At 66.3% G+C, this 26,801-nt stretch carries 18 protein-coding genes; 10 read left to right on the forward strand and 8 right to left on the reverse strand.

Annotated features, from left to right (window positions below):
* Positions 1-55: 55 nt before the first annotated feature.
* On the forward strand, positions 56-763 hold the full coding sequence (locus tag JHD67_RS04040; RefSeq protein WP_199097566.1) for a DUF899 family protein: 708 nt from the start codon (positions 56-58) through the stop codon (positions 761-763).
* Positions 764-765: 2 nt separating this feature from the next.
* On the opposite strand, the gene JHD67_RS04045 is transcribed toward JHD67_RS04040, so the two are convergent.
* On the reverse strand, positions 766-1,167 hold the full coding sequence (locus tag JHD67_RS04045) for an ester cyclase (RefSeq protein WP_199097568.1): 402 nt from the start codon (positions 1,165-1,167) through the stop codon (positions 766-768).
* Positions 1,168-1,371: 204 nt separating this feature from the next.
* Positions 1,372-2,136: a SapC family protein gene (locus JHD67_RS04050; RefSeq protein WP_199097570.1), complete on the reverse strand. Its 765-nt coding sequence runs from the start codon at positions 2,134-2,136 to the stop codon at positions 1,372-1,374.
* A 255-nt stretch (positions 2,137-2,391) separates the two neighbouring features.
* Here JHD67_RS04050 and JHD67_RS04055 point away from each other — a divergent pair, with 255 nt between their 5' ends.
* The 3 genes from JHD67_RS04055 to JHD67_RS04065 all read left to right on the forward strand — a co-directional run bounded on the left by JHD67_RS04055 (position 2,392) and on the right by JHD67_RS04065 (position 7,690).
* Positions 2,392-2,997: an HNH endonuclease gene (locus JHD67_RS04055; RefSeq protein ID WP_199097572.1), complete on the forward strand. Its 606-nt coding sequence runs from the start codon at positions 2,392-2,394 to the stop codon at positions 2,995-2,997.
* Between the two features lie 112 nt (positions 2,998-3,109).
* Positions 3,110-4,999, forward strand: coding sequence for a 1-deoxy-D-xylulose-5-phosphate synthase (gene dxs, locus JHD67_RS04060; protein WP_199097574.1), 1,890 nt, complete (start codon positions 3,110-3,112; stop codon positions 4,997-4,999).
* A 90-nt stretch (positions 5,000-5,089) separates the two neighbouring features.
* Entirely contained in the window at positions 5,090-7,690 is a 2,601-nt protein-coding gene (locus tag JHD67_RS04065; protein ID WP_199097576.1) for an MMPL family transporter, read from the forward strand.
* Here the strand turns inward: JHD67_RS04065 and JHD67_RS04070 are convergent.
* From JHD67_RS04070 to JHD67_RS04085, 4 genes are all read right to left on the reverse strand, one after another.
* Positions 7,667-10,012 carry a TonB-dependent receptor gene (locus JHD67_RS04070; RefSeq protein ID WP_199097578.1) on the reverse strand — a complete coding sequence of 782 codons (2,346 nt, stop codon included), beginning with the start codon at positions 10,010-10,012 and terminating at the stop codon, positions 7,667-7,669. The genes JHD67_RS04065 and JHD67_RS04070 overlap by 24 nt on opposite strands.
* Before the next feature lie 158 nt (positions 10,013-10,170).
* A complete protein-coding gene (gene prmC, locus JHD67_RS04075) occupies positions 10,171-10,995 on the reverse strand; it encodes a peptide chain release factor N(5)-glutamine methyltransferase (protein ID WP_199097580.1) in 825 nt (274 codons plus the stop codon).
* A gap of 106 nt (positions 10,996-11,101) precedes the next feature.
* Positions 11,102-12,778 carry an FAD-dependent oxidoreductase gene (locus JHD67_RS04080; RefSeq protein ID WP_199097582.1) on the reverse strand — a complete coding sequence of 559 codons (1,677 nt, stop codon included), beginning with the start codon at positions 12,776-12,778 and terminating at the stop codon, positions 11,102-11,104.
* Between the two features lie 111 nt (positions 12,779-12,889).
* Complete coding sequence (locus JHD67_RS04085) at positions 12,890-13,810, reverse strand: LysR family transcriptional regulator (protein ID WP_343214301.1); 921 nt, start codon at positions 13,808-13,810, stop codon at positions 12,890-12,892.
* A 128-nt stretch (positions 13,811-13,938) separates the two neighbouring features.
* Here JHD67_RS04085 and JHD67_RS04090 point away from each other — a divergent pair, with 128 nt between their 5' ends.
* From JHD67_RS04090 to JHD67_RS04115, 6 genes are all read left to right on the forward strand, one after another.
* Entirely contained in the window at positions 13,939-15,168 is a 1,230-nt protein-coding gene (locus JHD67_RS04090) for an acyl-CoA dehydrogenase family protein (protein ID WP_199097586.1), read from the forward strand.
* Positions 15,165-16,235, forward strand: a complete 1,071-nt coding sequence (locus JHD67_RS04095; protein WP_199097588.1) for a phosphotransferase family protein — start codon at positions 15,165-15,167, stop codon at positions 16,233-16,235. The genes JHD67_RS04090 and JHD67_RS04095 overlap by 4 nt, the downstream gene beginning before the upstream one ends.
* A 2-nt stretch (positions 16,236-16,237) precedes the next feature.
* Entirely contained in the window at positions 16,238-16,927 is a 690-nt protein-coding gene (locus JHD67_RS04100) for a histidine phosphatase family protein (protein WP_199097590.1), read from the forward strand.
* Between the two features lie 79 nt (positions 16,928-17,006).
* Positions 17,007-17,777: an SDR family oxidoreductase gene (locus tag JHD67_RS04105; RefSeq protein ID WP_199097592.1), complete on the forward strand. Its 771-nt coding sequence runs from the start codon at positions 17,007-17,009 to the stop codon at positions 17,775-17,777.
* 13 nt (positions 17,778-17,790) lie between these two features.
* On the forward strand, positions 17,791-18,579 hold the full coding sequence (locus JHD67_RS04110) for an SDR family oxidoreductase (protein WP_199097594.1): 789 nt from the start codon (positions 17,791-17,793) through the stop codon (positions 18,577-18,579).
* 17 nt (positions 18,580-18,596) lie between these two features.
* On the forward strand, positions 18,597-19,613 hold the full coding sequence (locus tag JHD67_RS04115; RefSeq protein WP_199097596.1) for an NADP-dependent oxidoreductase: 1,017 nt from the start codon (positions 18,597-18,599) through the stop codon (positions 19,611-19,613).
* A 47-nt stretch (positions 19,614-19,660) separates the two neighbouring features.
* Here JHD67_RS04115 and JHD67_RS04120 read toward each other — a convergent pair whose 3' ends face one another.
* Together JHD67_RS04120 and JHD67_RS04125 are read right to left on the reverse strand one after the other, a co-directional pair.
* On the reverse strand, positions 19,661-23,770 hold the full coding sequence (locus JHD67_RS04120; RefSeq protein WP_199097598.1) for a hypothetical protein: 4,110 nt from the start codon (positions 23,768-23,770) through the stop codon (positions 19,661-19,663).
* A gap of 243 nt (positions 23,771-24,013) precedes the next feature.
* Complete coding sequence (locus JHD67_RS04125; RefSeq protein WP_199097600.1) at positions 24,014-26,698, reverse strand: M1 family metallopeptidase; 2,685 nt, start codon at positions 26,696-26,698, stop codon at positions 24,014-24,016.
* Between the last annotated feature and the right edge of the window lie 103 nt (positions 26,699-26,801).

Consider the following 26,801-nt stretch of genomic DNA (forward strand, 5'->3'; position numbering starts at 1 on the left):
ACGGGGAGACGCCCGACCGTGGCGCACACGGCCGCCGCATGATCGGAGACGATCCATGAACGAGCCGCTGCATGCTGTGCGTTTCCCCGGTGAAACCAGCGCGTATCGCATCGCGCGCGATCGCCTGCTGCGCGCCGAAATGGCCTTGCGCCGGCACGTGGAAGACACCGCCGCGCTGCGTCGCGCGCTGCCGCTTGGCGGCGTGGCGCCGGTGGATTACACCTTCACCGATGAGGGCGACACACCGCTCGAAACCGATATCGAACGACCAATACGCCTGTCGGCTTTGTTTGCCGACGGCAAGGACACGCTGGCGATCTACAGCTATATGTACGGCCCGGCGATGGCCCAGCCCTGCCCCTCATGCACCTCCATTCTCGATGCGCTGGATGGCCAAATGTTGCACCTGCGCCAGCGCGTCAACGTGGCCGTGGTGGCCAGATCGCCGATCCGGCGTATCCGTCAGTTTGCGCGCGAACGCGGCTGGCGCTACCTGCATCTGCTGTCTTGCGCGCACAACACCTACAACACGGACTATCACGGCGAAAGCGCCGATGGCCGCCAGATGCCGGCGCTCAATATTTTCGTAAGGCGCCAAGACGGCATTCATCACACCTGGTGCAGCGAGTTGATGTTCGTGCCACCCGAGGCGGGTCAGGACCCGCGTCACATCGATCCGATCTGGCCGCTGTGGAACATGCTCGATTGCACACCCGACGGCCGCGGCGTGGATTGGCGCCCCAGCCTGCGCTACGACAGATAGCCTTAGGGCAACGCCAACCCCATCTGGCGAAACATGGAGCCCGTATCGCGCACGCCCCAGCGGCGTTCGATATGCCCCTCTTTCACCACGAACCACTCCATGGCGAACACTTCGTAGCCGCGCCCGGTCACCGGGCCACCGCGGAACGAGGCGACCGAGCGACCGCGCTCGGTGTAACGCACCGCCACCGTGTCGCCCTCGGCCACCATCGCATCCACCTCCAGGCTCACCTGGAAGCAACGCATGAGATCGCTCCAGATTGGTCGAGCCGTCGCCACGCCGCCCCAGCCGAGCACGCCGTGGATCAAGGCATCGCTCGCGAAAATCGCGCACACGGCGTCCACATCGCCGCGGTTGAAGGCGTCGACGTAGGTAAGCACGACACGCTTGTTCTGCTCGGACACGCAGCGGCCCCTTCGCCAACGGTGCGCGTCTGCGCCCGAGACAGGCCGCCGGCTACGCGCCGCCAACAGTTTACCGAGCAGGGCGCGTGGAAGACGTGAGGACGGCTAAGCCATGGGGCGGGGGTGTTTCTCAACCCGTCAGGCGCATGGCGCGCCCCGGGGATCGGCGTCGCGGCATCCGGGGAAGCCGCGACGCCAGGTACCTCAGTTCTTCACGGCCGCCGACGCTTCCTCAACCTGCTCACGCTGGCTGAGGCGCTGCGACACGCGATCGATGTTGGCGAGCGAGAGCAGGTGCGCGTAGATCCAGCCGAACACGCCTTCGCGGGCGAACTCGAACGTGGTCTTCTCGTCGAGCTGACGCAGCTTGTCCTCGTTCACCACGAACAGGCCGTTGAGGTTGATGGCCTTGCCATCCTTCTCCAGGCGAATGTTGCGCGGCTCGAGCAGGTCATGCTTGCGCAGCTGCTCCATGAACCACTGCGTACGGGTCACGTGCTGCTGGAACTCGCCGAGGAAACGCACGGCGTTGGTCAGCATCTCGCTGTCGGTGCCGTCTTCCTTGAACAGACGATCACCTTCGGCGGTGTTGAAGCCTTCGTAGGCCTCGTCCAGGAACACGGTGAAATCGTCGCCTTCCTGACCGGCCGGCTTCTCGGCCAGCACAAACGGATAGCGGCGGATGAAGGCCGGGATGTAGATGTTCTGTTCCCAGAAGCCATCCGCGCCGATGAACAGGTTCTCGTTCTGACGCAGGCCGAGCAGGGCCATCGGGCCGGCCTCCTCCAAGGTGTTGCCGCCGAACAGGATCGGCAAGTCACGTGCTGCCGCGGGGAACTCCACGCCGGTGAGCGGCACCGAGTGCGCCGTGCCCGCGAACTTCAAGTTCGGCATGGGCTTGATGCGCAGGTCCTTGTGCTGGTTGCGGTTGAGCGGAACAGGACGCTCGTAGAAAAGAACTTCAGCCACGTTTACTACCTCTCCCCTGCCGTGCCGGGGTCGCCACCGAAGCTCCCCCTCCCAAACCCGGCCCCGGGTCTACAGATGAACAAACACTATATCAGCGCCCGGCGCCCTAGCGAACACCCCGCCAAAGGGCAGTTCTGCCTGCCCTGACAACTATTTGCGTGTGTTCTGTCATCAAAGATGGTCTATGCTGGCCTCGTTACGAGCATCGTTGCATCGCCCGAACGTTCATTCGCCACGGTTGAAGGACGGTTTTGCATGCTGATGGAAGTGCCTGGCCGCGTTGTCGACCTCCATTCGACCCGCGTGCTTTCGCTGGACGCTGCTGGCCGGATACTTGATTGGATCAGCTGGCAGGACGCGGTTTGCCTCTACGTACGCGAGGCCGTTGCCTGGACCCTGGGCGACCCCTGCCTTACGGTCCACGGGGGGCACAATCGGCACACGGGCGAGCAGAGCAAGCTGTCCCTGCACCCCATCATCGCCAGCACCGGCCACTGTCGGGATCACGCCATCGACCCTTCGCCCGCGCTCACCAATAGCGCCCTGTTCGCCCGCGACCGCTTTCTCTGCCTGTATTGCGGCGAGCGTTACAGTCGCGGCGAACTGACCCGCGACCATGTGGTGCCGATCTCCCATCGCGGCAAGGACACCTGGGAAAACGTGGTCAGCGCCTGTATGCCCTGCAACCTGCGCAAGGCCAATCGCACCCCGCAGCAAGCCAACATGCCCCTGCTGGCGGTGCCTTACCGGCCCAGTTGGGTGGAGCACCTGATCCTGTCCAACCGCAACATCCTGGCCGACCAGATGGAATTCCTGGTAAATCACCTGCCCCGCGACCGGCGCGCGCAAATGGCGTCCTGACGCGGTTCGGCGCCACTTGAGGGCGCCCTGCGACAACGCAAGCCACCGTGTGTCCGCATGTTTTCACTCGGCTGCCCTTGCCCCGCCTCCCGGCTGGGCCAACAATATGTCGATGAACGATCTGTCCCGCTTCCCCCATCTGGCGCCCATCGAAACGCCGGCCGACCTACGCCGCGTTGCCGACGAGGAGCTGCCAGCCGTTGCCGACGAACTGCGTCAGTATCTGATTGAAGCCGTAGCCAGCTCCGGCGGCCATTTCGGCGCGGGCCTGGGCGTGGTGGAACTCACCGTGGCGCTGCACCATGTGTTCGATACGCCCAACGACCGCCTGGTCTGGGATGTCGGCCACCAGTGCTACCCGCACAAAATTCTCACCGGCCGCCGCGACCGCATCACCACCATCAAGAAGAAGGATGGCCTGGCCCCGTTCCCGCGCCGCGAGGAAAGCGAGTACGACACCTTTGGCGTCGGCCACTCTTCCACCTCGATCTCGGCGGCGCTGGGCATGGCGATCGCGGCGCAGCGCAAGGGCGACCCGCGCAAATTCGTGGCAGTGATCGGCGATGGCGCCATGACCGCCGGCATGGCCTTCGAGGCGCTCAACCACGGCGGCGACGTGGAGCCGAACATGCTGGTCGTGTTCAACGACAACGGCATGTCCATCAGCGAGAACGTGGGCGCGCTGACCAAGATGGCCGCGCGTGCCATGTCCAGCCGCACGCTCAACCAGTGGCGCGAGCGCGCCAAGCGCGCCATTCCCAAGCAGTCGCTGTTCGGCCGCTTCTTCAAGCGCTGGGAGGAGCACGCCAAGGGCATGTTCGTGCCCAGCACGCTGTTCGAGGAACTGGGCTTCCACTACACCGGCCCGATCGACGGCCACAATATTCCGCAGTTGCTCGCCGCGCTGCGCACGGTGAAGGACCTGCCCGGCCCGCAGTTGCTGCACGTCATCACGACCAAGGGCAAGGGCTACGCCCCGGCCGAACAGGCGCAGATCGAATACCACGCGGTGGGCCCATTCGATCCGCAGGCAGGCCTGGTGAAGAAGTCCGGCCCGTCCAAGCCCACCTATACCGACATCTTCAGCGACTGGCTGTGCGACATGGCCGCGGCTGATGAGCGCCTGCTGGGCATCACCCCGGCCATGCGCGAAGGCTCCGGCCTGGTGCGCTTCTCCAAGGAATACCCGCAGCGCTACTTCGACGTGGCGATTGCCGAGCAGCACGCGGTAACGCTGGCCGCCGGCATGGCCTGCGAAGGCGCCAAGCCCGTGGTGGCGATCTACTCCACCTTCCTGCAGCGCGCCTACGACCAGGCCATCCACGATGTGTCGCTGCAGAACCTGGACGTGACCTTCGCCATCGACCGCGCGGGCGTGGTTGGCCCGGATGGCGCCACTCACTCGGGCAGCTTCGATCTATCGTTCATGCGCTGCCTGCCGAACCTGGTGATCATGGCGCCGTCCGACGAGAACGAATGCCGCACCATGCTCACCACCGGCTTCCAACACGCGGGGCCGGCGGCCATCCGCTATCCGCGCGGGACCGGCCCGGGCGTGGCGCTGTCGCAGGCGCTGGAAACCCTGCCGATCGGCAAGGCCGAACTGCGCCGCCGCGGTCACGGGCTGGCCCTGCTCAGCTTCGGCGCGATGCTGGCGCCCGCGTCGGTCATCGCCGCCGAGCTGGATGCCACGCTGGTCAACATGCGCTTCGTGAAGCCGTTGGACGAGGCCATGATCCTCGAACTGGCCAAGACCCACGAAGCCTTTGTAACGCTGGAAGACAACGCCATCGCCGGCGGTGCCGGTAGTGGCGTGGCCGAGTGTCTGGCCGCGCACGGTGTGGTCAAGCCGATCCTGCACCTGGGTCTGCCCGACGAGTACCTAGAGCACGGTAGCCGCGAGGAGGTGCTGACCATGGCCGGCCTGGACCTGCCCAGCATCCGCAACGCCATCCGCGCCCGCTTTCCACAACTTGGCAGTTTGAACCAGATCAGCGCCTGACCTCCGGGTCAGGCGCCGCAAGCGCCCGGCAACACCGCGACACCGGCCGCGCCAACCCACACGACGCGGTAAACCCAGGGGATTCGTGTCGTGACGGACTGGATTGCCCGCCTGGTCGATGCCAGCCACCGCCGTGCGTGGCTGGTTTTGCTCGGTTACGCCCTGCTGGGCGTCGTCAGCCTGCTGTACGCCCAGGGCCACCTGGGAATCGATACCGACACCGATCACATGTTCTCCGGGCAGTTGCCCTGGCGGCAGCAGTCGCTGGCGATGGATCGGCTGTTCCCGCAGTTCAACGATGTACTGGTAATCGTGGTGCAGGGAGCCACACCGGAAGAGGCCGAGCTCAGCGCCGATACGCTGATGCAGCAACTGCGCAAGGACACCGCCCACTTCCGCGACGTCAGCCGCCCCGACGCCGATCCCTTCCTGCGTCGTGAAGGCCTGCTGCTGCTCGATACCCAGGACCTCGCCCATTTGCTCGACGGGCTGTACGCGGCCCAGCCGCTGCTCGGCCCGCTGGCCGGCGACTCCTCCGCGCGTGGCCTGCTCAAGGGCATTTCGCTGATGGCCGAAGGCGTGCGCGTGGCGCATGCGGATCTCTCGCCTTACCACGCCGCGCTGGAGCAATTGCGGCAGGTCTTGCTCGCGGCCACGCATGGCAACCCGCCACCGCTGTCCTGGCAACAGATGCTGAGCTCGGATGCGATCGCACAGGCGCGTGGCCCCGAACTGTTGCTCGCCCACCCCCTGCTCGATCGCGGCGCCTTGCAGCCGGGCCTCGCCGCGACGCAGGCCGTGGAACGCGCGGGCGCCGCGCTGCCCGAAGTGAAGGCCGGACGCGTCAGCGTGCATTACACCGGTTCGGTCGCGCTCTCCGATGTGCAGTTCGGCGCGCTCACCGACGGCATCGTGGGCAGCACGGTAATCAGCCTGTTGCTGCTCGCACTGTGGCTTTTCCTGGCACTGCGTTCGTGGCGATTGATCGTGCCGATCCTGCTTACGCTGTGCACCGGGCTGATACTCACGCTGGGCTTCGCCGCGCTGGCGGTAGGCACGTTGAACCTCATCTCGGTGGCCTTCGCGGTGTTGTTCGTGGGCCTGGCGGTGGATTTCGCCATCCAGTTCGCGGTGCGCCTGCGCGATCAGCGCCTGCATCACGCCGCACTGGCCGAGGCGCTGGACGCCACCGCGCGCTCGGCGGGCAGCCAGATCGCCGTGGCGGCCGCAGCCACCGCGTGTGGCTTTCTGGCGTTCGCACCCACCGCCTTCGTCGGCGTGGCCGAGCTGGGCATCATTGCCGGCACCGGCATGTTGATCGCGCTGGCGTGCACGCTGAGCTTGCTGCCTGCGCTGTTGACCCTGCTGCATCCTGCCGACGGCGCCGGCCACGTGGCGCTGCCGCTTGGCGACGCCTGCGACGGGTGGCTGAAACGGCGGCGACGCGAGGTACTGGGCGCATTCGCCGTGCTCGGCCTGCTGGGCCTGGTCGCTGCCTGGCGCATGCCCTTCGACGCCAACCCGTTGCATACGCAGGCGCCGGACACCGAACCGATGCGCACGCTGCGCACACTGGCCGATAACCCGATCACCGATCCATTCAACATCTACCTGCTGGCGCCAGACCTGGATCACGCCCGCACATTGGCCGCGCGCGTGGAAAAACTGCCGGAAGTCTCCAGCGTGATCCACGCCGGCACCTTCGTCCCCACCGACCAAGCCGCCAAGCTCGACCTGCTGGAGCAGGCGCAGGATCTACTGCTGCCCTCCATCAGCACTGGCGACCGCGCGCCCCCCATCACCCCCGCCGCGCTGCGCGAAGCCATGGGCGATAGCATCGACGCCATTGCGCAAGCCAACGCGACCTTGCCCACCGATTCGCCGCTGCGCGGCATCGGCCAGGCATTGCAGTCGCTGCAGCACGCACCGGACGCCAACCTGCTCGCCATGAACGCCGCGATCAGCCGCTTCCTGCCCACCCAGCTCGATCGCCTACGCGCATCGCTGGATGCACGCCCCATCACCCTGCAGGACGTACCTGATTCGATCCGACGCGACTGGATCGCGCCCGATGGCCGCGTGCGTATCCAGGTATCGCCCACCCGCGACGTGCAGGACACCGCCCTGCTACGCCGCTTTGTCGCCGCCGTGCAGCGCATCGCGCCGGACGCCGGCGGGCCGGCCGTCACCACCATCGCCTCTGCCGATACCATCTTGCGCGCGTTCCAGCAGGCCGCCGTGCTCGCCATCGCGGCCATTGGCCTGGTGCTGTTGCTGGTGCTTCGTCGATGGCGCGACACGGGCATTGTGCTGCTCACGCTCGGCATGTCGGCCGCGCTGACGGCCCTTGGCGCGCGTGCCGCCGGCATGGCGATCAACTACGCCAACATCATCGCGCTGCCGCTGCTGCTGGGCGTGGGTGTGTCGTTCAACGTGTACTTCGTGATGAACTGGCGCGCAGGCATGGATCAATTCGTGGGCTCGGCATCGGCGCGCGCCGTCCTTTTCTCCGCCCTCACCACCGGCACCGCCTTCGGCTCGCTCGCGCTATCGCACGACCTTGGCATGGCCAGCATGGGCCGCCTGCTGCTGCTCAGCCTGGGCGCGGTACTGCTGGCAACGTTCGTATTCCTGCCTTCGTTGCTCTACGCGCTGGGCCACGCCGACTCAATGAAACGGCACGTTGAATGACACACCGATAGTGCGCGGAGTGGATTGCTGCACCAGCATGGGGCCACCCAGCGCCGCCAGAAAGTTGATGGTCTGCGCATTGAGCGTACCGATCGCCACGCGCCGGTTCAGCGCATTGCGCAGATACACATCCACCGTGACACCGTGCCCCAGCGTAGCGCCCGCGTTGAGATCGAGCAGGCCAAAGCCGGGCAGATGGAAATCCGGATCGCTGTTGTCCCCCGCAAAACCGGCGTGGCGTTGCGTGGAAAGCCGCTCGGTGACCCCCGCATAGGCGCCATAGCCGCCCAATGGGAACTGATAGCGTGCCCCCAAGGTGCCGGTGGCGCGAGCGGAATACGGCAAGGGATCACCCGCCTTGATGCCGATGGCCGTGTCATCGTCCAGCATGCGCGCATAGGTATAGGCGCCCGATGCGTTGAGGCTCCATGGCCCACTGGTATAGGTAAGTTGCGCCTCCAGGCCGTTGACGCGTGCGTCGCCCGCGTTCTGGATGATGGTATTGCCCAGCGTGTAGGTGTAGAGCTGCACGTGATGCCACTCGATATCGTAGGCATCCACGCCGACATTCAAATGGCCATCCAAATGACTTCCCTTATACCCTAGCTCATAACTTTGCAGCTTGTCCGAACCAAAGGTATCCGTCGCGGTGGGCACCGGCCCCAGCACGCTGCTGGTCAAGGGCGCCTGCAGGCCGCCGGGCCGATAGCCGGTGGACACGCGCGCGTAATAGCTGTGCTGGGTATCCGGGCGATACGTCGCGGTAAGCATCTCGGTGATATCGGAGCTGTTGCGACTGATGCGGAAACCACCCGGGCTACCCGCTACCGGGCCATTCTCGGTGCTGGACAGATGCTGTGTATCGCCATTCACGCGCGCCCCCGCTGCCAAGTCGAACACGGGCGACACATGCCAGGTCGCATCGCCGTAACCGGCATACTCCTCAAAGCGTGCACTGGTGTACTGGTGGATCAGGGCGGTACTTCCCGGTACGCCCAGGTTGTCGCCCAACAAGCTGTAGCGCTGCCACACGTCTTCGCGATTGAACCACAGACCAGCCAGCCAATCGAAGTGATCGCCCTTGGCGGACGTCAAGCGCAATTCCTGGGTGCTTTTGTGCACATCGATGAGGGAATCGACATACAGGTTGCGCAGGGGTTGATCCACGCCAATCGCCGGCCCCAGCACGTTGAGCAGATCGAGGAAGCCGTTGGGGTAGTCCTGCACGCTGTGGTTCTGGAAGTCCTGGTAAGCGCTGATCCAGTCCAACGTAGACCAACCCAAGTCATAGCTCGCCCGCAAGGAATACAACTGCAGCGTTTGCGTGAACGGCTCGCGGTGATTGAGCGCGCGGTTATAGGGGCCTCCGGAAATCGGCTGGCCTTGGAGGTTGTAATCGGCCATGGACAACCCGTCCGCCGCCACCTTCTGCGCCATGGCGCTCAGGTTGATGCTGAGCTTGTCGGTGGGATCGATCTGCAACTGCGCACGAATACCTTGCGTGTGCGTGCGATCGGCGCCGCCCGCCGGCACCGTACCCACGGCGTCGTAGACGCCGGCCGTATGCTCATCCACCACGCTGAGCCGCAACGCCGCCACGTCCTTCACCAGCGGCACATTGAGCGTGCCGCGCTCGGTGTAATTCATGCCACCGTGCTGGGTGTTGGAAATATCCGCGCCCGCGCTGGCCGATACCGCGCTGGCATCCGGTTGGCGCGTCACATACTTGACCAGCCCGCCCATGGAACCCGCGCCATACAGCGTGCCCTGCGGGCCGTAGAGAAATTCGATGTGATCGAGGTCGAGCAGCACGGGATCGATCAGGAAGGTGGCGGCCGCGGCATATACCGTGCTGCCGCCGATAGGCACGTCGTCGATGTATACCGATACCGTGGGGCTGGTCTGGTTGCCGGTGGAGACGCCGCGCATCACCAGTTCGCCCTGGCCCGAACCGCCCTGGCTGGCCAGAAACACGCCCGGTTGATACGACACGTAATCGTTCATGGTGTGTGCGCCGATCTGTTGCAGCTCCTCGGCCTTGATAACCTCCACATGCATGGGCACTTCGCGCGAAGGCTCGCGCCGGCGATTCGCCGACACGATCACCTCGCCCAGCGTGATCACGCGCTTGTCCGGTTGCTTGGCCGCGCTGCTCGGCGGCGGTGGCGGCGACTGCGTCGGCGGCGGTGGCGGCGACTGCGGCGGTGCGTCCGCCTGCTGGGCGAACAGCGAGCACGGCAACAGGGAAACCCATGCGCCGGCCAGTGTGCAGCGACGCAAAAGACCCAAGGAACGAACGGAACCTCGCCACTGGTCGAGCACAACGTCTCTCCCCTGCCGGATGGATTCGTATGCCCGGCTCTAAGCTGCGCGCCGGACCGCGCCGATGCGCGATGAGCGCAGTTTACGCCCGCCCCCGGGCCCGACGACAAGCGCACGATTCCACGTTCAGCGACATCGCATGCAAGGCGGGGCGTGCTTCAAGCGCCGGCCCAGCGCCCACCGCTTACGCGATCGCGTTGCTCCAGATCCTGGGCGGTGAACACCTCACCGTAACCCGCCGCTTCCAGCACGGCGCGGACGGCCAGGCCTTGGTTCCAACCGTGTTCCATCATCAACCAGCCGTTGGGCAGAAGATGCGCGCGTGCGTCGCTCACGATGCGGCGGATATCGTCCAGTCCATCCGCCCCCGACGCCAACGCACTCGCCGGCTCAAAACGCAAGTCGCCCTGTTGCAGATGTGGATCATCCGCTTCGATATAGGGCGGGTTGGACACGATCACCGCGAACCGCTCGGCCGCCAAGGGTGCCAGCCAATCGCCATGATGAAAACGCACCTGGCTCAGGCCCAGGCGTTCGGCGTTACCGCGCGCCACGGCCAGCGCATCGGCGCTGGCATCGGTTGCGCTGACGCGAAGATCCTTGCGCTCATGCGCCAGCGCCAGCGCAATGGCACCGCTGCCGGTGCCCAGGTCCGCCACGGCGGCACCGGCCGGCGCGCGTTCCAGCGCCAGCTCCACCAGCAACTCGGTTTCCGGACGCGGAATCAGCGTGGCCGCCGTTACCTGCAGCTCCAGCGACCAGAAGCCGCGACGCCCCGTGATATAGGCCACCGGCTCCCCCTGATGGCGGCGCCGCACCAAGGCATGGAAAGCCGCCAGCGTAGCCTCGTCCAGCGCATCGTCGGCATGGGCGAACAGCCAGCTGCGCGGCTTGCCCAACACATGCACCAGCAGAAGCTCCGCCTCCAGCCGATCGCCCAGCGCCACGGCGGCCTCGGCGATGGCCTGGCGCACCTCACCCACGCAGGTAGCCCCCGCATGCGAAGCGGTAAGACAAGGGTGGGGACACACAGGACATGAGCCATTCCATCGATGGGTTGGATGCCAGTGTAAAGCCACCCCCGTGGAATCAGCTCGCCTCGGGGTGCAGGTAGCGATGCACCGCCTGGATCACCACCGACCCTTCGCCAACGCCCGAGGCCACCCGCTTGACCGAGCCCGCCCGCACATCACCCACCGCAAAGATGCCCGGCTTGGTGGTCGCATAGGGCGAATCCAGCAGATGACCATCGGCGCAGCGCCCGCTCAGCACGAAGCCATGCGGATCGAGCGCCAGGCAATCGCCCAGCCAATCGGTGTTGGGTTCGGCGCCAATCATCACGAACATGTTGCCCACCGGTCGCTGGGTAAGCTCGCCACTGTCGCGATGGCGCCAGGTCACCGTGCGCAATCGGTCGTCGCCCTCCAGCGCCACCACCTCGCTGCGCGTATGCAGGGTGATATCCGCGGAAAGAGCGATGCGTTGCACCAGGTAGTCGGACATGGTGGCGGCCAAGCCGTTGGAGCGCACCAGGATGTGTACGTGCCTGGCGATGCGCGACAGGAATACGGCCGCCTGCCCGGCGGAGTTGCCGCCGCCCACCACCACGACCTCCTCGTTCTTGCACAGCTGGCCTTCCATCGCGGTGGCCGCGTAGTGAATGCCCTCGCCTTCGAAGCGTTCGTAGCCGGGCACATCGAGCTTGCGATAGCGCGCGCCGGTCGCCACGATCACCACCCGCGCCAGCAACGACTGGCCATCGTCGAGCTGCAATCGGTAAGGCTGCTGGCTGCAGTCGATGCCGGAAGCGTGACGCGAAATCGCCATGCGCGCGCCGAACTTCTGCGCCTGTGCCTGTGCACGCCCGGCCAGCGCCTGGCCGGAGATGCCGGTGGGAAAGCCCAGGTAATTCTCGATCTTGGACGACGTGCCCGCCTGCCCACCCGGCGCCAGCCCTTCGATGACAATGGTGGACAGCCCCTCCGATGCGGCGTACACCGAGGCGGCCAATCCCGCGGGGCCCGCGCCGATCACCGCCACATCGTAGAGGTGCTGGGGATCGATGGTTTCGGTCAGTCCCAGCTCGTCGGCCAATTGCGCTGTGCTGGGATTCTGCAGGAAGCAATGCTCGGGGCAAATCACCACGGGCAACTGTTCGCGCTTCAACTGGAAGCATTCGACCAGGCCGTCCGCGTCCGGGTCGAGCTCGGTATCGATCAGTCGATGCGGATATCCATTACGCACCAGAAAGCGCTCGATGCGCAGCGTATCGGCGCTGTGCCCCGGCCCCACCAGCACCACGCCACCGTAGCCCGTGCGAATCAGGCCCACGCGACGCAGGATGAAGGCGCGCATGATGATCTCGCTGATGTCCGCCTCGGCGCCCACCATGCGGCGGAACGCTTCCGGATGCACACGAATGACCCGGCTATCCACCGCTGCGCGTGCCGACACCATGATGCTGCGCCGGTTGAGCAGGTTCATCTCGCCGCTGAACTGTCGCGCGGCATGCATGGTGAACACGTTGGGCTGGCCGTGCTTGTCCCGTTCGAAGATTTCGATCAGGCCTTCCAGCACCACAAAAAAATCCACCCCGCGCTGTCCTCGCTCGAACAGCAAGGTGCCGCCCGGCACGCTTTCCTCCTCGCCATAGGTGGCGATGCGCTGAATCATCTCCAGGCTCAGGCGAGGAAAGGTCTGCTCCTTGCGTCGCATGGGATCGGTGGGGTCATAAACGACCTCGGGCGACGCGGACTCATCGGACATGCAAGACACCTCCCCTTGGCGAATCCCCACCCTGCGCGGCTGCACATGCACAACCGGCTCATACGGCGGGCCATCCGGCCATCCTGCGCTTGCGGTCGTGTCGGTAGCAAGTCAATGCGTGGACGATGGCATCGTCTCGGCGATCGACGTGACGAGGCGTTCACGAAACCAGCGATGCGCCTGGTCATCCTCCTTGCTCGCGTGCCAATACGCCAGGATCGGAATGACCGGCAGGCGGATCGGCAACGCGCGTATGGCGATGGGCAGCAAGCCGGCCAGGTGTTCGGCATAAGCCATGGGCACCGTAAGCAGCAGCTCGCTGGCGGCCGCAATCTGGCAGGCGGCAAAATAGTGCTGGCAGACCATGCGCACCTCGCGAAACATGCCGTTCTGGCCCAGCAGAAGGTCAAGTGCGTTCGCCTCGCCCAGCGGCGAGACGACCACATGCCGCGCCGCCAGATAGTCAGCGCGACGCATGGTGCTCGCGAGCGGATGATCGCGGCGCATTACCACCACCAGCGTTTCATCCAGCAAATGATGTTGGGAGAGTCGCGACGCCGCGCACAGCGGACGATCCACCGCCAGGTCGAGGGCGCCGGCCGCCAGCTCGCGCTCCATCTCATCGGCCGCCACACGCCGGCTCACCACGCGCACCGCCGGCGCCTCGCGCTCGATGCGCGCCATCAACCCGGGCAGCACGATGGATTCGAGAATGTCGCGAAACCCCAGCACGAACTCCATGTCCAGTTGCGCCGGATCGAACTGCGGCAGTGCGCGCGCACTGGCCAGCAAGCCCTTCAGGTGAGCCTGCACCGCCGGCATCATCGCGCGCACCTTGTCGGTCGGCAGCAGGCGATTGCCCTGGCGGATGAACAGCGGGTCACCCAGCTGATCGCGCAGCCGACCCAGGGCGTGGGTCACCGCCGGCTGGGTCAGGTGCAGCACCCGCGCCGCCGCGCTGACGCCGCCATGGGTGTAGATGGCGTCCAGCACGCGGAACAGGTTGAGGTCGATACGGTGATCACGTTCCACGGGGATCTCCTGACGGGCCGGCGAGCGGCCCATACATATGCGCAGTATTTATGTAACGCCATAAAGCATATTCATTTCACTGATTGCATGACACCAGCGTAGGCTGACCGGACGCCAGGAGCACCGCCATGGACTTCCGCCCTTCCGAACGCACCCGTGTGTTACTCGAACGCCTCGATCGCCTCATGCGCGAGCAGGTAGAGCCGGCCGAGACGGCCTACGCCGCCGCACTCAGCGGCAGCGCCGACCACCGTCAATGGCGCCAGCCGCCGGTGATGGAGGAGCTGAAGCAGCGTGCCCGTGCCGCCGGCCTGTGGAACCTGTTCCTGCCGGAGCTGGAAGGCGGCGAAGGCCTGAGCAACCTCGACTACGCCCCGCTGGCCGAACGCATGGGGCACTCCTTCATCGCGCCGGAGGTGTTCAATTGCGGTGCGCCGGACACCGGCAACATGGAGGTGCTGCTTCGCTACGGCTCACCTGAGCAGCGCGAGCGCTGGCTGGACCCGCTGTTGCGCGGCGAGATCCGCTCGGGCTTCGCCATGACCGAACCGGACGTGGCCTCCTCCGACGCCACCAACATGCAGGCCACCGCCCGCGTGGAAGGCGACTCGGTGGTGCTCGATGGCCGCAAGTGGTGGACCACCGGCCTGGGTCATCCGCATTGCCGCTTCGTGATCTTCATGGGCCTGAGCGATGCGAGCGCCGAGCCACACCGTCGCCACAGCATGGTGATCTGCCCGCTCGACGCACCGGGCGTGCAGATCGAACGCATGCTGCCGGTGTTCCATCACTACGACGAACCCTCCGGCCACGGCCAGATGCGCTTCGAGCAGGTGCGCCTGCCATTGAGTCACGTGATCCTGGGGCCGGGCCGTGGCTTTGAAATTGCGCAAGGGCGCCTGGGCCCCGGCCGTGTGCATCACTGCATGCGTGCACTGGGCGCGGCGGAACGTGCGCTCACCCTGCTGTGCCGCCGTGCCAGCGCACGCGTCGCCTTTGGGCAGCCGCTGCTCACGCTGGGCGGCAACGCCGATATCGTGGCCAACCTGCGCATGGCCATCGAGCAGGCGCGCCTGCTCACGCTCAAAACCGCCTGGACGCTGGATACCCACGGCACCAAGGCCGCGCTAAGCCTGATTTCCCAGATCAAGGTGGTTGTGCCCGCGGTGGCGCAGCAAGCCGCCGATGCGGCCATCCAGATCCATGGCGGCGCGGGGCTCACCGACGACTTTCCGCTCGCCCAGCTCTACGCCTATGCACGCGTGCTGCGCCTGGCCGATGGCCCGGACGAAGTGCACCGCGCCGTGGTCGCCAAGCTCGAAGCCAGGGCCCAACTCGCCGCGGAGAACCACGCATGACCGCCATCCCCGATCAGGCGCGCGCCGTGCGCGAGGAAGATGCCTTCGACCTCGCCCCCGTCGATGCCTTTCTCAAGCAACACATCGACGGCCTGCAGGGCGCGCTGACGGTCAGCCAATTTCCGGGTGGCGCCTCCAACCTCACCTACCTGCTGAGCTACCCCGGGCGCGAACTGGTGCTGCGCCGTCCGCCGCGTGGCGCCAAGGCGAAATCCGCGCACGACATGCTGCGCGAAGCCCGCATCATCGGTGCGCTCAAGCCAAGCTATCCGTATGTGCCCGCCATCCTGGCGCGCTGCGACGACGAGCGCGTGCTCGGGCAGCATTTCTATGTGATGGAGCGCTTGCATGGCACCATTCTTCGCCGCGACCTGCCGCGCGAACTGGGCCTGGACCGCGATGGCGTGCGCCACCTGTGCACCGGCTTCATCGATCGACTGGTGGAACTGCACCACGTGGACGTCGACCGCTCGGGCCTGCGCGAACTGGACAAAGGCGAAGGCTATATCGCGCGCCAGGTCGCCGGCTGGAGTGAACGCTGGCGACAGGCCGCCACCGAGGGTGCGGACCCGTGCGAAGACGTCATGGCGTGGCTGCACGCCCACCAGCCCGCGCAGGACAACACGCGCTGCGTGATCCACAACGACTTCCGCTTCGATAACGTGGTGCTCGCACCGGACAACCCGCTCCACATCATCGGCGTACTGGACTGGGAGCTCGCCACCATCGGCGATCCCTTGATGGACCTGGGCAGCTCGCTCGCCTACTGGGTCCAGGCCGATGACGACGCCGTATTCCAATCGTTCCGCCGCCAGCCCACGCATGAGGCCGGCATGCTCACGCGTGCCGAGGTGGTGGCCTATTACGGCGAGCGCAGCGGGCTGGATATATCGCGCTTTGGCTTCTACGAGGTGTTTGGCCTGTTCCGCCTGATGGTGATCATCCAGCAGATCTATCGCCGCTTCGCGCTCGGTCAGACCACCAACCCGCAATTCGCTGGCTTTGGCGACGCCGCCCGCTATATGGGCATGCGCTGCCGCCGGGTGATCGCGGCCATGGACCGCTGAGCATGCGCGAACTGCTGCTCATACGCCATGGCCAGGCCAGCTTCAGCGCCGACGATTACGACCAGCTCTCGGCCGTGGGCGCGCAGCAATCGCGCCTGCTCGGCGAATGGCTGGCGGCTTGCGGCCCGACGCCCGATCAGGTGGCGATGGGGCCGCGCATGCGCCATCGCGACACGGCCACGCATTGCCTGCACGCGGCGGGCGTTGGCCACACGCCGACCGTGCTGGATGGCCTGGATGAAGTCGATCACCTCGAACTGCTCGCGCGCCTGCGTCCCGACCTCGCCGCACCAGGGGCGCTGCGCGCGGCGATGAAGCAAAGCGACCATCCGCATCGCGCGTTCCAGCACCTGTTCGTGCAGGCGCTGGAGCGCTGGACCAGCGGCGCGCACGACGACGAATACCGCAAAAGCTGGCCGCGTTTCCGTGCCGATGTGAGGCAAGCCCTCGAACAGCTTGCCGACAGCGGCGCCGCTACGCTCTGGGCATTCACCTCCGGAGGCCCCATTGCCGTGATCGCCGCCGAGCTACTGCAGACCCCACCCGCACATGCGTTCGCATTGAGCTGGCCGCTTGTGAACACCGGCGTGACGCGCCTGCGCCTAGGCTCCGGCCGTCCGACCCTGCTCACCTACAACGCCTGGCCGCATCTCGAACGCACGCGCGATGCCAACCTGGTCACCTTGCGATGAACATTCACGCAGTTCCGTACACAGCACGCCCTTTGATGAAGCCCTTCACGCGCCTCGCCACTTTCAGGACGCCCCAACCATGAGCCAAGCCGCCACCTTCGACCTCACCGGCAAGATCGCCATTGTCACGGGCGCCAGCCGTGGCATCGGTGCCGAGATCGCCAAGCTGTTCGCCCTGCACGGCGCCCATGTAGTGGTGTCCAGCCGCAAGCAGGCCGACTGCCAGAGTGTGGTCGATGCCATCGTCGCCGATGGCGGCTCGGCCGAAGCGGTCGCGTGCCATATCGGCGAACTGGAACACATCGAGACCTTGTACGCGCATGTCGAGAAAACCCATGGTCGCCTCCACATCCTGGTGAACAACGCCGCCACCAACCCGTTCTACGGGCACATTCTGGATACCGACCCGTCGGTGTTCCAGAAGACCGTCGACGTGAACATTCGCGGCTACTTCTACATGTCCACCCACGGGGCGCGCTTGATGGCCAGGAACGGCGGCGGCGCCATCGTCAACGTCGCCTCGGTGAATGCCGTGGTGCCGGGCCCGCAGCAAGGCATCTACTCCATCACCAAGGCCGCCGTCATTTCCATGACCAAAGCCTTCGCGGTGGAGTGCGCCGAACAGGGCGTGCGCTGCAACGCGCTGCTGCCGGGCCTCACCGACACCAAGTTCGCCTCGGTGCTGGTGAACACGCCGGCCATCCTCAAGGCGGCGCTGGCGCATGTGCCGATGCGCCGCGTGGCGCAGCCATCCGAAATGGCCGGTGCGGCGCTCTATCTCGCTTCCGACGCTGCCTCCTACACCACCGGCACGGTGTTGAACGTGGACGGTGGCTACCTCTGTGTCTGACAAGGACCACAGCATGACCTTCCAACCCGCTCCACGCGCCGCCGGCAAGCGCGCCTTCGTCACCGGCGCCGGTGGCGGCCTGGGCGCCGCCACCGCGCACATGCTGGCCCGCCATGGGGCCCAGGTCTTTCTCACCGATATCGATGCCGATGCCGTCGCCAGCCAGGCGGCCGACATCAATCGCGAACTCGGCGCCGACGTCGCGTGGGCGGCGCCACACGACGTGCGCGAAGAATCCCAATGGGAACGCCTGCTCGCCGAGGCAGCGCTCGCCATGGGTGGCCTCTCGGTGCTGGTGAACAACGCCGGTGTCGGCTCGTTGGGCACGGTGGGCGAGATCGAGCTGAAGGAATGGCGCCGCGTGATGGCCGTGAACGTGGAAGGCGTGATGCTGGGCTGCAAGCATGCCCTACCCTACCTGCGCGACGCGCAGCCAGCGTCGATCATCAACATTTCCTCCCTGGCCTCCTTCAAGATCGACCCCAACTACACCACCTACAACACCTCCAAGGCGGCCGTGGCGGCACTCACCAAATCGGTGGCGGTGGACTGCGCACGGCAGAAGATCGACGTGCGCTGCAACTCCATCCATCCGGCCTTTATCCGTACCGGCATCGTGGCACCGTTTTTCGCCGCACTCGGCGAGGAAGAGGCCACGCGCAAGCTGGTGCGCGGCATCCCCATGGGACGCCTGGGCGAGCCGGACGATGTCGCCTACGCCGCGCTGTATCTCGCTTCCGATGAAAGCCGTTATGTCACCGCCGCCGAGCTGGTGCTCGATGGCGGCGCCCGCGCCGTGTAATGCCGGAGTACTCACCGATGAACCCGATCAATCGCCAATTGCTGCTCAAGACCCGCCCCGAAGGCCTGGTGCGCCAGGACAACTTTGAGCTACACGAACAAGCCGTGCCCGAACTCGCCGAGGGCGAAGCGCTGGTGCGCGTGCTCTACCTCTCGATGGACCCCACCAACCGCGTGTGGATGACCGATAGACCGCAGTACATGCCGCCGGTCGCCATTGGCGAAGTGATGCGCGGGATTGGCCTGGGCCGCGTGGTGGCGTCCAGATCCCCGCGCTTTGCCGTGGGCGAACTGGTGCAGGGCCTGGTCGGCTGGCAGGACTACGCGGTGATTCGCGAAGCACACGCCAAGGACTGGGTAAAGCTGCCGCCCAAGCCCCCGGTGGCGCTGCCCACGCTGCTGGGGGCGTGCGGCTTCAGCGGCATCACCGCGTACTACGGCCTTACCGAGATCGCGCCGGTGCAACCGGGTGAAACCCTGGTGGTGTCCGCCGCTGCGGGCTCGGTAGGTTCCATCGCCGGACAGATCGGCAAGCTGCGTGGCGCGCGCGTGGTCGGCATCGCGGGTGGCGCCGAGAAATGCCGCCACCTGATAGAGGACCTCGGCTTTGATGCCGCCGTCGACTACAAGGCCGCCGACTTCAAGCAGCAATTGGCCGCGGCCACGCCCGATGGCGTGCACGTGAACTTCGAGAATGTCGGTGGCCCGGTCATGCGCGCGGTGCTCTCGCGCATGGTCAACGGCGGCCGCGTGGCGCTGTGCGGACTCATCGCCAATTACGCCAGCGGCGAGAAACCCTCGGACGACTACAGCGTCATCATCGTCAAGCGCCTTACCGTGCGCGGTTTCCTCGCCTTCGACTACCGCGACCAGCAACGCGCGGTGCAGGATCTGGTGGGCTGGGTGGTGAACGGCCAGATCAAGGCCGGCGAAACCATCGCCGAAGGTTTGGAGAACGCACCGCAAGTGCTCAACCGCCTATTCGACGGCAGCCACACCGGCAAGCTGGTGTTGCGCGTGGCCGAGGATCAATAAAACCCATCGAGGTCGCTGCGGCGCCCGCCACAGCGACCTCGTTCGCCTTACTCCGTCGCCTCAGGCACTGGCGGGGGCACCTTGGTCTTGCGCTGGCGCGCGCGCCAATAGCCGCCTTCGCTCCACGACTGGAAGCCCCAGCGCAACCAGCCGATCAGCGCGTTCGCCAACCACAATGCCCACAGCAGCATGGCGATCTTGTAGACCCACAACGATACGCTGAACACACCAGCCACCGGCAACGCGCCATCGGTCTGGTCGGCGAACCAGTTCAACCGCCAGGCGGTGGAACCGTTGCCGGCCACGTGCATATCCGGCAAGCCGAGCAAGCCCTTGGGCACCGCCGATATCAATACCGCCAACGCCACCAGCGTGAGCAACGCCAAGGCCGCCTGCTGCAGATTGAAGGTGGTGCCATAGCGCTCGGGCAACACATGCCGCGCGCGCAGGCCAAGCAGGATCAGCCATACCACGACCAAGGCATAGGCGCCCCATGCGAACGCCGAGAAACCCAGCCCCAGCAGCAGCCACTGGTAGAAGCGCAGCGGTGTGGGTGCGTAGCGCGCGAGCAGCCACGCCGCCAGCAAGAGCACCAGCAACTGCGACCAGTACAACACCGCCGGCCCCATCGACGGACCCCAAGTCCACAGCACCCAGCGGTCCTGCGGCAACGCCTGATGCAAGGTGAGATTGGCCGCTGGCGCATTCAGTGTGAGCGTCGGCGTGTGCGTAAACGCCCCGATACCTTGCGGCAGACGCAGGCGCAACGCATAGCGATGCACGCCCGGCAACAGCGGCAGACCGATCTTGCCGTCACGAATGGCGAGATTGATCGGTCGCTCGTCACGCCGTGCCTCCAGCAACTCGGCGCCGGGCGGCAAGCCCAATGCGTGTTCGCCACCGCGCGTGCTGCGCGCCACCAGGGTCACCTGGGCTTCGCTCGAACGGTCGCCCGCCTGACTTTGCACACTGACCGCGTCGAAGGCGAGGCTGGGGCCAACCAGCGCCTTGGGCTGGGTGATGGACAGTGCCAGCGTCTCTCCAGGCAGCGGCTGATACAGCAAGCCGTCGTCGCTCAAGGTGCCCGGCATGCCTTTGGCATCGACATGCCAGATCGGCGCCGCCTGCACCACCCACTGCTCCGCACGCTCGCCCAGGGCTGGCGCGGTCAGCGCCAGTTGCTCGCCGCGATCCAGGCGACTGGTCCAGCTCACCTCGTTGATGCCCGCATTGAAGGTGACGCCGATGCGGCCATCCTTCACCCGCGCGTTGTCGCCCAGCGGATGCTCGCCCGGCAGCAACGGCAGATCGAGGCTGAAACCGCCTTCGACCGGCGCAATGCGCTGCACCGTGTTGCGCACGTTCCATTCGTTGCCGAGTTGCAGGGTACGCACCACGCGCACAAACGGCGGAAAAGTCTGCGTGGCGCCCACCCGTGCCTGGCCGTCCGCCGCGGTGCGCAGGCGATTGAGTGTGAGGTTGTCGCCAAGCAGGCGCCCCTCATCCACGCCATCGGCGCTCCACTCGGTGCCACTGAAGAGCACGCGCTGGGGATGCGATGGGAATTGCACATTCGCGGTGTCGACGGGCGCCACGCGATAACGCAGGGTCACGCGATGCACGCCGCGCTCCATGCGCACCATCAACGCGCCGATATCCGAACGCAGCAAGTCGGCGGGCTTGCCGTCCACGTCCACCGTCTGCAGTTGCAGCGCATCGTCGCCTTGCGGCAACGACACCGCCGCGGCAGCGCCCGCGTGCAGTTCCAGCTCCAGGGACAATTGATCGCCATGGGCCTGGACCGTCGCTTGGGCCGTACTGGTGCAGTCCGGCTCACATTTGGGTGCCTCGGTAAGGCGCTCGCGCAGCGCGTTGAGCACCTCGTTGCCTGGCGTGGCCTGCGCGTGCGCACCGGGCGACAGCAGGCTGAGCGCGAGTAGCGCAACCGCGCCGGCGCGCAGGCGCCAGCCACCAGCCGAGCCAGGCCATGCGCGCCATGCACCCAGAGCCAGCTTGCCAAGCAGGGCCACCAGCAAGGCCAACATGCCCACGCGTAACAGACGCACCAGCCAGGCCGGCGCGATCACCAGTCGCGTCGACTGCTCCGCCGTGACCGGCCCGGACCATCCCAGGCGATAGTTATTGCCGACATTCCACGACGGCGTGCCACGACCGGCCTGGATCACGCTGTGCGCGTCCACCTCCTGGCCCACCGTGTTGGCGGCGGTGATGCGAGAGCCGGTGACCACCGCCGAGGCAAGCGAGGCCACCTTGCCGTTTACCGAGGGTGCATAGGACTGACGCTCCTTCCGCGTCCGTTGGGCAGCCGCGATGCCGGTGGCTGGCGCAGGCGGTGCGGGGGGCGCGTTGACCGAGGCTTCTTCCACCGCCGGCGCGACCTCGGTCTCTTCGTCCATGGCCACCGAGGGTGCTTCGTTGTCGGGCTCAAAGCCTACCCGGCCCATGTAGGCACCCTGTTCCAGTTGCGGATGCAGTGCGTAGTTCATCTGCGTGGCGGCGAACGGTAGTGTCCACAACGCCGCCAACACCAGCAAAGCCAATGCACCGATACGCGAGAACACGCGCAGGCGACCTTCCGGCAGGGCGCGCGTGAGCAAGCCCAGCGCGAGCACCACCGCCAGTGTCCAACGCGGCGCGCCGCCTTCATGCAGGGACAAGGCAAGGAAGCCCAGTGCCACCAGTGCCCACGGCCAGCCCAGCAGGCGGCCCGCCAGCAAGGCGATCAGTGCCACCACGAACAGATCGAGCAGGCTCCACTGCGCGACCCACGAATCGGGCGAACGATCCGCGCCGATCGCACCCAGCAAGCGATACCCGTTGGGCAGATAGAGCGTGCCGTCGATACGTTCCAGCGCCAGCTGCCAGCCGCCGCTGGGCGCATGACCGCGCTCGGGCAAGCGCAGGCCCGCGCTTACGTCGATCTTGGTGCCACGCAGTTCCACGCCCTGCCGACCCGCGCCATCGGCAGTGACCAGCAGCGGCGTCGCGTCCTGCGTCGCGCTCTGCAGCTGCCACGGCGCGCTCACATCCAGGCGCTGGCTGCGGCGCAAAGTACCCGTGAGATGATCGAGCGCGGTAAACCCGTGTCCGTCGAAATCCAGCCACAACTTGCGCTGCAGCGTGAGCTGATCGCCCTGGCCACCTTCGCCACCGCGCGTGCCCGACTCGATGGACAGGCCATGCGCGCCATCGAGCGCGTAAGCCGGCAGCGATTGCCATTCCGCCGGCACATCGGCCTGGGCGGCATCGGTGGCCTGCCCTTCCACCCGCGTGCTGCGCAATGCGCCGGCGTCGGCATAGCTCCACACTTCCTGGGCCGGCCACGGCTCGCCGGGCGGCATCAACGCGACTTTCTCCAGCACGCCGGTGGAGCGCGCTCCCAACGATACCTTCCATTGGCCAGGGCGCAGTTGCACGCGCAGCCGCCCATCGCTCTCCAATCGCGCAGGCAGCTCGCCAGCCAAGGCCGTGGCGACGAAACCGGGGGGCAGCACCGGCCCAAGCACCTGCTCGCGCGCGCTGCCGGTGACATTGAATTGCAGCTGCGTTTCCAGCGTGGCGGGGAGTCCATCGGTGAGACGGCGATACACCCGCACCGACAGCGCATCGGCGGCGCGTTGCGCGGCGGCGGCCTCGCCCAGCGTGAGCTGCTCGCCGTTGCGTTCGATGCGACTGACCGCCGTGCCATCGAGGTTCAAGGTGACCAGACCGATCGACGTCGGCACATGCAGGCGCGCAGGACGGCTTACCCAGGGCAGCTCGCCGCGCAAGGTGTAGTCGCCCGGCTCCAGGCGCAGCGCCGGCCCGTTGTCGTGCTGCAGGACCGGTAGCGGCTTGCCGTTAACCACGACCTGTTGCGGCCACACGTCGCCGTTGCCCGGCAGCGCCACCCAATCGGCGGCATCCACATGCACCTCGAAGCTGAAGTGCGCGCCGTCCTTGCCGGCCTCGATGGACAGGCGCCCTGGCCACACGCAGGCACGATCACCGTCAGTGCGCAGCCAGGGGCATGCGTGCTCCGGCACATCGTGCAGCACCCAGCCCTGCCAATCCTTCAACGCTGGGGGCACCTCCTGCGCCAGCAGCGGCGCCGCCAACAACGCCAACGGCAACAACCATTCCCACGGACGACGCATGTCTTTCTCCCTGACTACCCTGGGTGGGCCGGCCCAGTGTAGGTGCCGGCGGGAGGGGTCGGCCAGGGAAGCGTGAGCAAGTGGCCGCCGACTGCACCGGCGAGGCGGCGAGTGCGATGGGTCCGGCGCCTCCCTGGACGCCCTTCTGTCATGAAACGTCGCACGATGCGGCGCGGGGTTTGCCGGGGCTAAAAAAAAGCCGGGCGGTTGGCACCGCCCGGCCTTATACACGCGTGAGCGGAATCAGCGCAGGATGGCGGAAGCGTCCTGCTTTTCCACCAACGCACTGCACAGCACGGTGGCTTCGGTGGTCTGCGCCAGGCCACGCTCAGCGCCGCTCACGTTCTTGGCGCGATCCTTGAAGAATGCCTGCAAACGATCCGCCTCGGCCGAGGCGCAACCGCCGCCGCCCATCATGCTCGGCAGTCGGCCGCCGGAGAAGCTGCCGGTGCGCTCGATGATGCGGTCGTAGTTGGCGGTGGCCCACTGCCAGGTGGCATCGCGCTGGGCACGGGTGTCGCGGCCACCCGCCAACAGCATCGCCATCTCGCCCACCTTCACCTTCTTGTCGAGGGCAAAGTTACGCACCTGCTCGGCGGTGTCGGGGGTATTGGCTTCGCTCAAGCCACTGAGAATGGCGTTGCGCAACGCCGGGTCGCTGGTCTGCGGCAATTCGGCGATGAGTGCGTCCACCGCGCTCTTGCCACGCTCCTGCACCGCCACGCCCAGCGCCACGCCCAGCAGATCCGGATCGGCAGCGGTCAGGTCAAGGCGACCATCGGCCTTGCGCTTGAGCGCCGCGTCGCCCTGCTTGATCAGCTCGGCGCGCACCGCCGGCACGCGCACGCCCAACGCCAGTTCCTCGGCGAGGCTGTTACGCAGCAGCGAATCGGTATCGGCTTCGTTGGGCTTGCGGTGATAGCCCAGCTGGGTGAGGCGCGGCAGGTACGCGTCCTTGGCCCAGGCGGCCAGCTTGGCGCGCTGTGCGTCGGTGCTGGCGAGGTTGCGGTAGATCCAGTTGAAGCTGGTCAACGGTGCGGTAGCCACTTCGCGCGTCTTGGAGGCCGTCAGCGGCTTGAGCGCGGCGAGCACGTCGGCGGCATCGAGGTCGCCATGCTTGAAGCTGGCATACACCGCATCCGCGTAGGCAAGCTGCTCGGCATCGTCGAGCTTGTTGATCTGCTTGCCGAGGTTGGCCAGGTCGCTCTTGTCCATGGCAAAGCGGTAGTAACCGGTGCCATTGGCGTTGGGCAGCACCCAGGTGGCCTTGCTGGCGCCATTGAGCACCATCTCGCCCTGCGCCTTGTCGAACAGTTCGCAGCTCACCTTGCTGCCATCGGGCGTGCCGTAGCGCACGCACATCGGCACGCCCCACACCTGCTTGTCGTCGCCCTTGCTGCCCACCGGCAGATAGCGGCTCTGGCTCAGGTGCAGCACGGTCTTGCCGTCTACCTGCTCCAGCCTGGTCTGCACATAGGGCACGCCGGGCTGGTTGAGGAAGCTCTTGAACGCCTGCTTGAAGTCATCGCCCTTGTCGGCGGCCGTGGCAATGGCGTTGATCAGGTCGTCGGCGGTGGCGTTGCCAAACTTGTGGTCCTGAATGTAGGCACGCATGCCCTTCTGGAACACCGGCTCACTCACATAGCCTTCGAACATGCCCAGCACCGCGGCACCCTTCTGGTAGGTGATGCCATCGAAAGCGGTTTCGATGTCGCCATTGCCGGTGATCGGCTGGCGGATCTTGCGCGTGGTGACCAGGCTGTCGCCATTCATCGCGCCCTGGGCGCCGCGCACGCGGTCGAGGTCGGCGCGGTACTCCGGGTGCACCTTCTGCGTCACCTTCTGCTGCATCCAGGTGGCGAAGGCTTCGTTGAGCCACAGGTCGTCCCACCAGGCCATGGTGACGGTGTCGCCGGTCCATTGGTGTGCCAGCTCATGCGCGGTCACGTTGAACGAGCCGCGCACGTAGCTGGCCGGGGAATCCGGATCGAGCAGCAACAGCCAGTCGCGGAAGGTGACCAGGCCCGGGTTTTCCATGGCGCCGGCGGAGAAGTCGGGCGCGGCGAGCAGGTCGAGCTTGTCCCACGGGTAGCCGAAGCCGTAGTAGTCCTCCAGCGTGTGGATGATGCTCGGCGTTTCGTTCAGCACATGCTGCATGCGATGGCCTTCGCCCTTGGCGGCCACGCCACGCAGCTCAAGCGTCTGCGTGCGGTAAGCGGTGGGCGAAATATCGGGGCCCTTCACCACGTCCCATGGACCCACGCCAAACGCCACCAGGTAGGTGGGCAGCGGCTTGGTGGTGGAGAAGGTCAGGCGCTTCCAGCCGTCGCCGGCAGCCTCTTCCTTCACCTGCTTCGTGTTGGCCACGCCCACTTCGTCGGCGGGAATGGTCAGGCGGATATCGAACGGCGTCTTGAACGCCGGCTCATCGAAGCCGGGGAACGCATAGCGCGCGCTGATCGGCTCCATCTGCGTCATCGCGTACGGCTGGCCCTCGTGGCTCACCTTGTACAGACCCTGCAACTGCTGGTTGAGCGGCGCGGTGTACTCGATGGCGAGGGTGAGCTCCTGCGGCTTGAGCGTGCCGCCGAAATCCACGCGCACTACGCCTTCCTGCGGCGCCACGTCCACGTACTTGCCTGCATGCGCCTTGCCCGCGGCGTCGGTCACGGTGACCTTGCCCACCTTCAACTCGCGGCCGTGCAGCCAGACGTGATCGGAAGCCTGCGCGAGCTTGAGCTTGATGACGGTGGTGCCGGAAAAATCGGGCTGGCGCGGATCGACCTTGAAGTCGAGCTGATAAGACTCGGGCTGTGCCCAGGTCGGCAGCTTGCCGTGCGGCTGGTCATTGGCGGCCGGAGCGGCCAGGGCGGCACCGCAGCAGGCAGCGAGCGCGGTGAGAACAAACGGACGAGCGAGACGACGCATGTAAACCATTCCCCAGGGACAATCGAACCCGCAAGCTAGGCGTATGCATGACGAATGACCCAGTGCCAGAAGGCATGGGCGACAGTTCAGCCCAGGGAAAACC

The sequence above is a fragment of the Dyella sp. ASV21 genome (genome assembly GCF_016428975.1).
Taxonomy (GTDB): domain Bacteria; phylum Pseudomonadota; class Gammaproteobacteria; order Xanthomonadales; family Rhodanobacteraceae; genus Dyella.

Bases quoted from the DNA above. Each gene is read 5' to 3' on its own strand.
- JHD67_RS04125 (WP_199097600.1), bottom strand. From the start codon at position 26,698: ATGCGTCGTCTCGCTCGTCCGTTTGTTCTCACCGCGCTCGCTGCCTGC.
- JHD67_RS04040 (WP_199097566.1), top strand. From the start codon at position 56: ATGAACGAGCCGCTGCATGCTGTGCGTTTCCCCGGTGAAACCAGCGCG.
- JHD67_RS04110 (WP_199097594.1), top strand. From the start codon at position 17,791: ATGACCTTCCAACCCGCTCCACGCGCCGCCGGCAAGCGCGCCTTCGTC.
- JHD67_RS04055 (WP_199097572.1), top strand. From the start codon at position 2,392: ATGCTGATGGAAGTGCCTGGCCGCGTTGTCGACCTCCATTCGACCCGC.
- JHD67_RS04115 (WP_199097596.1), top strand. From the start codon at position 18,597: ATGAACCCGATCAATCGCCAATTGCTGCTCAAGACCCGCCCCGAAGGC.
- dxs (WP_199097574.1), top strand. From the start codon at position 3,110: ATGAACGATCTGTCCCGCTTCCCCCATCTGGCGCCCATCGAAACGCCG.
- JHD67_RS04090 (WP_199097586.1), top strand. From the start codon at position 13,939: ATGGACTTCCGCCCTTCCGAACGCACCCGTGTGTTACTCGAACGCCTC.
- JHD67_RS04080 (WP_199097582.1), bottom strand. From the start codon at position 12,778: ATGTCCGATGAGTCCGCGTCGCCCGAGGTCGTTTATGACCCCACCGAT.
- JHD67_RS04100 (WP_199097590.1), top strand. From the start codon at position 16,238: ATGCGCGAACTGCTGCTCATACGCCATGGCCAGGCCAGCTTCAGCGCC.
- JHD67_RS04095 (WP_199097588.1), top strand. From the start codon at position 15,165: ATGACCGCCATCCCCGATCAGGCGCGCGCCGTGCGCGAGGAAGATGCC.
- JHD67_RS04120 (WP_199097598.1), bottom strand. From the start codon at position 23,770: ATGCGTCGTCCGTGGGAATGGTTGTTGCCGTTGGCGTTGTTGGCGGCG.
- JHD67_RS04105 (WP_199097592.1), top strand. From the start codon at position 17,007: ATGAGCCAAGCCGCCACCTTCGACCTCACCGGCAAGATCGCCATTGTC.